Origin of the sequence: uncultured Methanobrevibacter sp. (genome assembly GCF_937898925.1) — an archaeon.
Classification (GTDB): domain Archaea; phylum Methanobacteriota; class Methanobacteria; order Methanobacteriales; family Methanobacteriaceae; genus Methanobrevibacter.
Window position 1 is genome coordinate 19,431 of record NZ_CALDKF010000080.1, and the last position, 7,790, is coordinate 27,220.

Sequence of the window (7,790 nt, forward strand, 5' to 3'; positions counted from 1 at the left end):
TGAAAATATAAAAAAATAAAGAAAAAAAGGATTTCATGAAAGTTTCAATAATTACATGAAATACAAAACCGCCATAAAAATAAGCATATGAAAAAATAAAAGCAAAAAATAATAAAAAAAGAAAATAAGGAAAATTAATTATTCTTCTCCTAAAGGAAGCTTTTGCCAGAAGAATATATCATTTTCTTTTTTAGCCACTTCCACATATCCTTTTCTTTCTAAACTTTTAAGAATGTTCTTTGTATTTCCAAATGAAAGGTTCTTGAATGCAAGATCATTTAGATAATCCTTTACAGACAATGTATCCATAGCTTCATCTTCAGGAAGCAAATGATAAATTTGTGACTGAATGGAATTCAAGTTCTTCAATTGAGGAGCAGTCAACTTATCATAGACAAACTTGAATTTTTCCAATTCCTCAACTGTTGATTTGTATCCTTCAATTTCCTGTTTTAACTTTTCAATTTCCTCTGAATTATTCTGATTTGAAGCATTGATAGCGCCTGCATCACTTGAAGAGGAATCAATTAAATTAGCCACATTTTCCAATTCCTCATCGCCAACAGCTCTGATCTTAAGCTTATTCTCTTTAGCTAATTCCAATTCTCTCTTGATGTCATTTAGCTCAAGCAATTCCCTATCTTCAACAGAGGTCTTGTTAATGACTCCATCTTGAGACTGGTTATCCAAGAAGCTGTCATCAGACAATTCAAAGAATAGGTCTTTAACTTCATTCAACCTTTGGATTTGCAAGTCTTTCTTAGATAATTCATTTTGAACTTTAGCATATTCCTCACGGGAAACAGACTTGTCTTTCAACAATTGGATTTGAACATCCTTCTCACGAATTGTTACATCACGTGAATCAAGTTCCCTTTGCAATGCTACAAGATTATCCTTATTTACCAAATTATTCTTCAAGTCAAGGATTTCCTCATTTTGAGAAGCGATTTGAGCATTGAGTGACTGGATTTCCATATTCTTGTCATCAACAGTGCTTAAAGTATTGGCCAATTTGAGGTTAGCTTCATTTTCCTTATTCTTTGCCTCATCCAATTGACGTTGAACATCAGTTATCTTATTTTCAGCAATCTTCAAATCGTTGGAAATGGCTTGAATTTCATTTTCTTTAGAGCTTACATCATTCAATGCCTCTTTCAATTTAAGGTTTGCCTGACCTAATTCTAAAGTTTTAAAGCTGTTGAATTCCTCATCAAAGGATTCTTTCATTTTAGAAAGAGATTCATTTATTTCAGAAAGTTCATTTACCTTATCGGATAAGTTTCTGATGGTTTCATCCTTTGAATTCAAGAGATCCTTGGACCTGTTCAATACTTCAATATTAGTATTTAAAGAATGAGTTAAGTTTTCGATTTCATAGTTTTTAGTTTTCAAATCAGCCTGATACTTAGCCTTCAAATCATAAATCTCATCGTTTTTTGCCTTGATGTCATTGTCAAACTTATCTAAAAAGTCGCTAAGCTCTAATCCTTTGCTTTTCAAGTCATCTTCAAACTGATTTTTTAAAGAAGAGATTTCATCATCCTTGATTCTTAAATCTTCATCATATCTAAGTTTTAAATCTGAAATTTCAATTTCATGCTTTTTCTTTAAATCAATAAGTTCTTCTTCTTTTTGTTTTAAAGACTGTTCAGATTCATTTTTTAGGGTTTCAAATTCATCATTGGACATTAGGGAATTTTGCTCATCCTTTAATTGGGCAATTTCCATCTTAAGCTTGTTGATCTCCAAAAGGGAAGATTTCACTAATTTCTGTAATTTAAATATTTCACTAGAATTCTCAAAACTCATTTTATCACTTAAATATAACTTAATTTAATGCTAATCAAAATAGATTAATCTATAATTAAAACTATTAATTTAATTTATGTTTAATCTCTTATTTAAACTTAATTAATTAGATAAAATTAAATTTAATGAAAATCTAAGTTTTTTATAGAAAATTAGATAATTTTAATAAAAATTAGAAAAAAATAAGAAGGAAACATGTGAAAAATAAAAAAATAAGGTAAAATAAGAGAATAAAATCAATATGATTCTTTGGTTTTTTGGAACATCCCACTCATAACCTATTCACTTGCAAATCCTTACGAGGGACTACTCTATGGTATTTGACATTAGGATAACCTATAACCATGCATGAAACTACATCATATCCTTTCTCCAGTTCTATTAGATTTCTAAGTTTCCTGCTTAACTTTGTACACATTACGAAAAATCCGCTGTATAGGACCCCTAAACCTAGACTGTTAGCCATTATCTCCATATATGCGCTTGCAAGTCCCGCATTGATACTGCTCTTGCTTGAAACGACTATGACCAATGGAGCGCCTTTGAAGAAGAAATCGTCAGTCACTTCAATTCTTCTCAAATAACTGCTTAGATTTCCCACTTTTTTGCCTTTTCTAAATAGATTCACACAGATTTCCTCTGCTTCCTTCTGCTTTGAACCAAGAATTGTATATTTGACATTTTGTGAATTCGCACCAGTTGGTGCATATCTTCCAGCTTCCAATATCATATTGATTTTTTCTTCTTCATGCCAACTGGTTTGAACTGGCGTATAGTTCGTCTACTTTTCATTGCATTCAGTAGAGTGTCTTCATTTATTTCACTCATAGACACCACCATTTCATCACTGAAATCATAATTCACCATTTTAATGGCACCTTCAGGACAAATGGCATAGCAATGTCCGCATTCCATACATCCCTTGTCATGTGTCCGTATTTTGCCATCTTCAAAATAAATAAATGAATTCGGACAATCATTAATGCAAGAGGAGCAAGCAATGCATTTCTCATAATCAATTAAAATAGGCCCCATATTTTTACCTCTTAAAATCCTAATTATAAATTTTAATTATGATTTATAAAAATTTTATGATATTTTAAAAAAATAATTAAACATTTTATTATTGTATATTATTTTGTTTAATTCAAGATAAAAAAAAACTAATTAAAGTCTTCACTTCTTTAATCATTGTTTTAGCAAACTGAAACTATTTAAACCAACCCTGAATTAAAAATTGCCATATTGATTTTAAAAAAATAGATTATATATAAAAAAAGAAATAAAAACGGGCCCGACGGGGATTGAACCCGCGACAACAAGGTTAAGAGCCAAGCGCTCTGCCAGACTGAGCTACGGGCCCGGTTGAAAAATTATAAAAAAACAATATTATATTATACTTTAAATTATTTAACTATTTTGTTCTTAGCACCAACATTTTTTGTTCTTTGCACCAAAATTTTTCTAAAAAGAATAGATTGAAACTAAGAAAATAGAATAAATAAAGAAAAGATAAGGGGAGGCAGAAATATTATAACCCCATAGCTTCAAGCATGGATTGAATACCTAAAACTATGATGGCCACTCCACCGAATATTTCAATGTAGTCTGCATATTTGATAGCCAGTTTTGTCCCATATGTTCCAAGCAACAGCCATATGACCACTGCAATCAGGCTCAATATGGACAATATAAATGGGTCTACATGTGCTACAGCACCTTGGGATGCCAAGATGAGGTTTTCAATGTTCCCAAAGATGAGCAGTCCTGTAAACTGGGCATAATCTCTTAAATTTATCATCTTATGCATCTCCTTTAGTTTCTGAGATATGATGAACTGCATCGCGGATGGATATGATACCTAATATTACAATCGCTAGTCCACCAAGGAATGTGATGTATTGGGAATATTGCATTGCGATATCAGTTGCAACAAATCCTATAAATAGCCACACAACGACAGCAAAAATACTCAACAATCCTAAAACTTTAGGATTTACACCTGCAACAACACCTTGCGATGCCAAAATAAGGTTTTCTATATTTCCAAAAATAATTAGGCCTACAAAAGGCATGAATTCTTCCAACATAAAATTTCTCCGTCAAATCAATGAAAATTCAAATTCTTATTAATGAGATCAGTATCATGTAAAATCCATTTAAAGTTCAATGAACACAATATCCATCTCATTATTAAAAAATTTAATTTTTACATATTCCTATTTATTATTGGGCATATATAATTTTTTTCTCTTTCATAAGTTTCAAAAAACACCTGTTTAAAGAGTAGGCTAAATAAATGGAACAATCTTTCAATGAAATTTTAAAATTAAATCTTAGAAGAAAAGTCATTTCATTAAATTGGCAATATCTTTTATCATGGATTACAATGAGTTCATGAATTGAATGAGAAAATATGATTCATGATAAAAATATCAAATGATGAAAAGCAGATATTCATAGAATGAATGGGAAGATTTTATTTGGGCAAAAAAAGAAACAAAACAACAATTGGCATCACTTGAAAAAGACCTTACTAACAATATATTAGTAAAAAAAACATGAAAGATATATTGGAGCAATATAATGTAAAGTGTTAAAATAAGCTAAAAAGAAAATTTAAGGTTCATCTTATGAAAACTAAGGAAAAACAAAAATGCTAATTTCTGGACAATAATCTTCCAAAGAAGGATTCCTTGTTTTTACCAACTTTAAGATCCAACCTAGACTCAAAATCAGGTTCAACCAATCTTATTTTCTCTTCATAATGCCTTATCTTCTTTATATGAACATCCTGATCGTCAGCAAGCTTGATTATATCCAAATAATACCAAATTCCAGTCTTATATGAATTTATAGACAATTCCTCATACTTTCCATTGAAAATCCTTTCCAAATCATCACCGAAAGTGAAAAACAGCTTAGTCAATTCGAGAATACGGAGATACCATTCCTTATTGACTCTCTGTGCATAGGCATCATTGGCCATTTTTCTTGTATTCGAATCCCCTAAATTCTTAAAGGTAACTGCAGTTATCTGAAAAACGCCACCCACTTCCCAAATCGCTTCCATTTCCTTCTCTTCAGTCAAATGACTGTCCTTTATTGACTTTAATATTTTAGGAGATGTATTAATCATTTTTCTAATATATGGGATTATTTCAGTGACTTTAGCCTTTTCAGCACTTAGATAAATTATATTCAATTGAGCATTATAATCCTCTGGATTTCTTTTTAAAGCTGATTCATAATAGCTTAAGGGTTTTTTAGGATGAAAATCCTTAGTCTTTTCAGTTATGGATCCTTTCTTTGATTCGAAAGTCTTTTGGTCAGATATCACATCATCTGTAAGCTCTATGACCTCAAATGCGGAATACTCTCTGCCACAGGAAGTGCAAATGTACATCTCTTCCTTTCTGGCAAACTTATTGCCTCCGCAATCCTTGCAATGAATCTCCATCATATGATTGTCCTCTTTAAGGTTAAATTAATTTCTTATAAACTTATTTTAAGAAGCAATATTATTTAATCTTTTTTTAAAAAATCATTAAAAAACCAAAGCTTTATATGTGACCATGCCATTATATTTTTTGAGAGTGAAGGGATGATTTGCATGGGTGATATGGTTAAAGATGTTATAAATAATTTTGACTTGAAATCTGGAGTTTCCAGAATATCTGTTTGTCCTATTTTCAATTGCTTTGGACAAAACAGTTCTATTTTTAAAACCATGATGGAAAATGGGAAATTCTAAAATAAGGATCACCTATTTATTTTAGGATTGTTGAGTTATTAAGTCACAGCTAATAATATTATCTTTAAAGACCTATTTTGATAACCCTGTAATCGTTTAATATGTATCCTATTAATGTAGTAGAAATAAGAATTAAAAAAACATTGGAGGTAAAGACAATGAAAATAAGTGAAAAAATAAAGGAAATGCAAGGCGACTTAGACAAATATCATGTGACAGAGAAAAAGGAAGAGGAATGCAAATTGGAAGATATGATTATGCTCATGCTAAATGATCAAGGATATTTGGGCCCTGGCAAGATCATTGGTGAAAACGATGAATACTTGGATTTCATGTTTTATAAAAGGGAAGGACCTACCTTTTCCCTCAGTATAAAAAAGGAACAGATTTGCGGATTATCCATTTTGCATAAGCCAGGTGAAGATGAGGAGAAAGAAGGAGACAATGTTGAAATGTCCAAGGCTTTGTATCAATGATTTTATTGTATAATATTTTATCGTATAATATTTTATTGTATTTATTTAATAATTGGAGGCAATTCTTATGAATTTTAGTGAAAAAGTAGCAGAAATTGAAGGAAAAGTAAAGAGTTACAAGTTAGAGATTGAAGGTGTGGAAGAGATTCCTGCAGAAGAGATGGTTAGAGTCATGCTTGAAGAAGGAAAAATGCTTGAACCATGCAGAATCATTGGTGAAAGCGATGATTTCATTGATTTTATGGTAGTGGATTTGGAAAAAGGCCCTGTTTTTTCCATTTCAATAAACAAGGAAAAAATTGTTGGTTTCGGCACTTTCCATAAACCATTAGACGAGTTGGCTAATGAGGAAGAAGAGGTAAATGCAGCACCTTCATCATTATACATGTAACTTTTAATTTTTATCCTCTTTTTTATCTTTTTTAAATATCGATATAGAAAGGATTTCGAATAAGAAAAATTTGAAAAAATTAATTAAAAGGTGATGAAATGATTCAAATAATTGAGAAAGTGACAAAAGAATTGGAAAAACTTGGCCTAACAATGGAGACTGTTGAAAACGAACATATACTTGAAGCATGCACAGCTAAGGTTGCATTGGTAGATAACTTAAGCGTAGCAGGAGTCGATTTCGATGAACTCGAAAGGAAAGTTTTTCCTGATTCAACATTCATTTATCAAATGATTCAACATCTTGATGAAGGCGGATCTGGCAATGACATGATTTCAGCCTTCTTGATTAAAGCGATTTATAATTCCCCAGAATTACAGGATATCCTCGACATTCATTAGGTAAATAAATTTATTTACCCTCTTTTTTTAAAAAACTTCATTAAGTGCTTGTAGCGATTGAGAAATGGAAATATAAAAAAATAAATACTCATTATAAAAATAGAATTATACAAAAGAATGAATGGGGGAAACTCATGATAGGTGACGATGACTTTTTCATGCAGAATGCAGACTATCACTATGGAGCCAGCGATACAGAGAAGATGTATGGAAGAGGTTATGATGATTCTGATATTTATGCCGAAACCCGTGTACACGACATCGAAAACCTCGTCAACTCATGGGTCATGATATATCGACCAGTATCAGTACTAATGCGTGGCAAAATAGGCATACAATATCAATACGAAAAACCTGGATTCAAATTTAGACTGAATGCATTTACTCAAAACTATTATGGCAACAGATTTATTCCTCTAATCCATAAAGGAGCAGAAGTGCCATATTATAGCCATGTTGGCTTACGTACAGACTTCCGTTTATCATGGCAACAAAGTTCATTGGATTATTTCTTCCATAGAATATATTTAAATAGCAAATATCCTGTCGTACACCTTACTGCAGAAGGAGGTTATATAAAAATACCAGGCTCAGCTAAAAATGAGCCTTATCACGATATATTTGGTAAATTTGGTATTTATGCACAACAACATACTTCACTTGGATTTGGAAAAATACATTGATATAGAACGCGTTGAGCAGATAGCAGGACTGTTCGGAAATTTTGATGAAAATATTAAAACGGTTGAAAAACGGTATAATGTTTCGGTCACCTCGCATTCCGACCGAATTAGAATCAAGGGTGACCCGGAGGACGTTGATTCGGCCTTCAGAGCGATTGAGGGTCTGCTCAAGCTTATAAATAAAGGTGAAGCTAAATTTTATATAGGATTTGATGCGACTGCAGATAGTTTACATGTTGGTCACTTTATGACTTTATGTTTAATGAAGAGATT

General features: G+C 31.6%; 11 protein-coding genes, 1 tRNA gene and 1 pseudogene. 6 read left to right on the forward strand and 7 right to left on the reverse strand.

Annotated features, from left to right (window positions below):
• Positions 1–138: 138 nt before the first annotated feature.
• The 7 genes from Q0409_RS06540 to Q0409_RS06570 form a co-directional block, all read right to left on the reverse strand.
• Positions 139–1,812 carry a hypothetical protein gene (locus tag Q0409_RS06540; RefSeq protein ID WP_298536265.1) on the reverse strand — a complete coding sequence of 558 codons (1,674 nt, stop codon included), beginning with the start codon at positions 1,810–1,812 and terminating at the stop codon, positions 139–141.
• A 271-nt stretch (positions 1,813–2,083) separates the two neighbouring features.
• Positions 2,084–2,542: a nitroreductase family protein gene (locus Q0409_RS06545; protein ID WP_298536267.1), complete on the reverse strand. Its 459-nt coding sequence runs from the start codon at positions 2,540–2,542 to the stop codon at positions 2,084–2,086.
• Positions 2,539–2,847 (reverse strand): DUF362 domain-containing protein, encoded by a 309-nt coding sequence (locus Q0409_RS06550; RefSeq protein ID WP_298536269.1) that lies wholly within the window; start codon positions 2,845–2,847, stop codon positions 2,539–2,541. The genes Q0409_RS06545 and Q0409_RS06550 overlap by 4 nt, the downstream gene beginning before the upstream one ends.
• Before the next feature lie 254 nt (positions 2,848–3,101).
• Positions 3,102–3,175 (reverse strand) — tRNA-Lys (locus Q0409_RS06555).
• 168 nt (positions 3,176–3,343) lie between these two features.
• The gene (locus Q0409_RS06560) at positions 3,344–3,613 is read right to left on the reverse strand and encodes a hypothetical protein (RefSeq protein ID WP_295606818.1); all 270 of its coding nucleotides are present in this window, start codon (positions 3,611–3,613) and stop codon (positions 3,344–3,346) included.
• A gap of 1 nt (position 3,614) precedes the next feature.
• On the reverse strand, positions 3,615–3,902 hold the full coding sequence (locus Q0409_RS06565) for a hypothetical protein (protein WP_298536271.1): 288 nt from the start codon (positions 3,900–3,902) through the stop codon (positions 3,615–3,617).
• Between the two features lie 569 nt (positions 3,903–4,471).
• Complete coding sequence (locus Q0409_RS06570; RefSeq protein WP_298536273.1) at positions 4,472–5,275, reverse strand: hypothetical protein; 804 nt, start codon at positions 5,273–5,275, stop codon at positions 4,472–4,474.
• A 141-nt stretch (positions 5,276–5,416) separates the two neighbouring features.
• Here Q0409_RS06570 and Q0409_RS06575 point away from each other — a divergent pair, with 141 nt between their 5' ends.
• The 6 genes and pseudogenes from Q0409_RS06575 to Q0409_RS06600 form a co-directional block, all read left to right on the forward strand.
• Positions 5,417–5,566, forward strand: coding sequence for a hypothetical protein (locus Q0409_RS06575; RefSeq protein WP_298536275.1), 150 nt, complete (start codon positions 5,417–5,419; stop codon positions 5,564–5,566).
• A gap of 158 nt (positions 5,567–5,724) precedes the next feature.
• Positions 5,725–6,042, forward strand: a complete 318-nt coding sequence (locus tag Q0409_RS06580) for a hypothetical protein (RefSeq protein WP_298536277.1) — start codon at positions 5,725–5,727, stop codon at positions 6,040–6,042.
• A 67-nt stretch (positions 6,043–6,109) separates the two neighbouring features.
• The gene (locus Q0409_RS06585; protein WP_298536279.1) at positions 6,110–6,433 is read left to right on the forward strand and encodes a hypothetical protein; all 324 of its coding nucleotides are present in this window, start codon (positions 6,110–6,112) and stop codon (positions 6,431–6,433) included.
• Positions 6,434–6,531: 98 nt separating this feature from the next.
• A complete protein-coding gene (locus tag Q0409_RS06590; RefSeq protein ID WP_298536281.1) occupies positions 6,532–6,834 on the forward strand; it encodes a hypothetical protein in 303 nt (100 codons plus the stop codon).
• Between the two features lie 134 nt (positions 6,835–6,968).
• A complete protein-coding gene (locus Q0409_RS06595; RefSeq protein ID WP_298536283.1) occupies positions 6,969–7,517 on the forward strand; it encodes a hypothetical protein in 549 nt (182 codons plus the stop codon).
• Positions 7,495–7,790, forward strand: a pseudogene (locus Q0409_RS06600) (hypothetical protein); the annotation flags it as partial. The gene Q0409_RS06595 and the pseudogene Q0409_RS06600, both read left to right, overlap by 23 nt.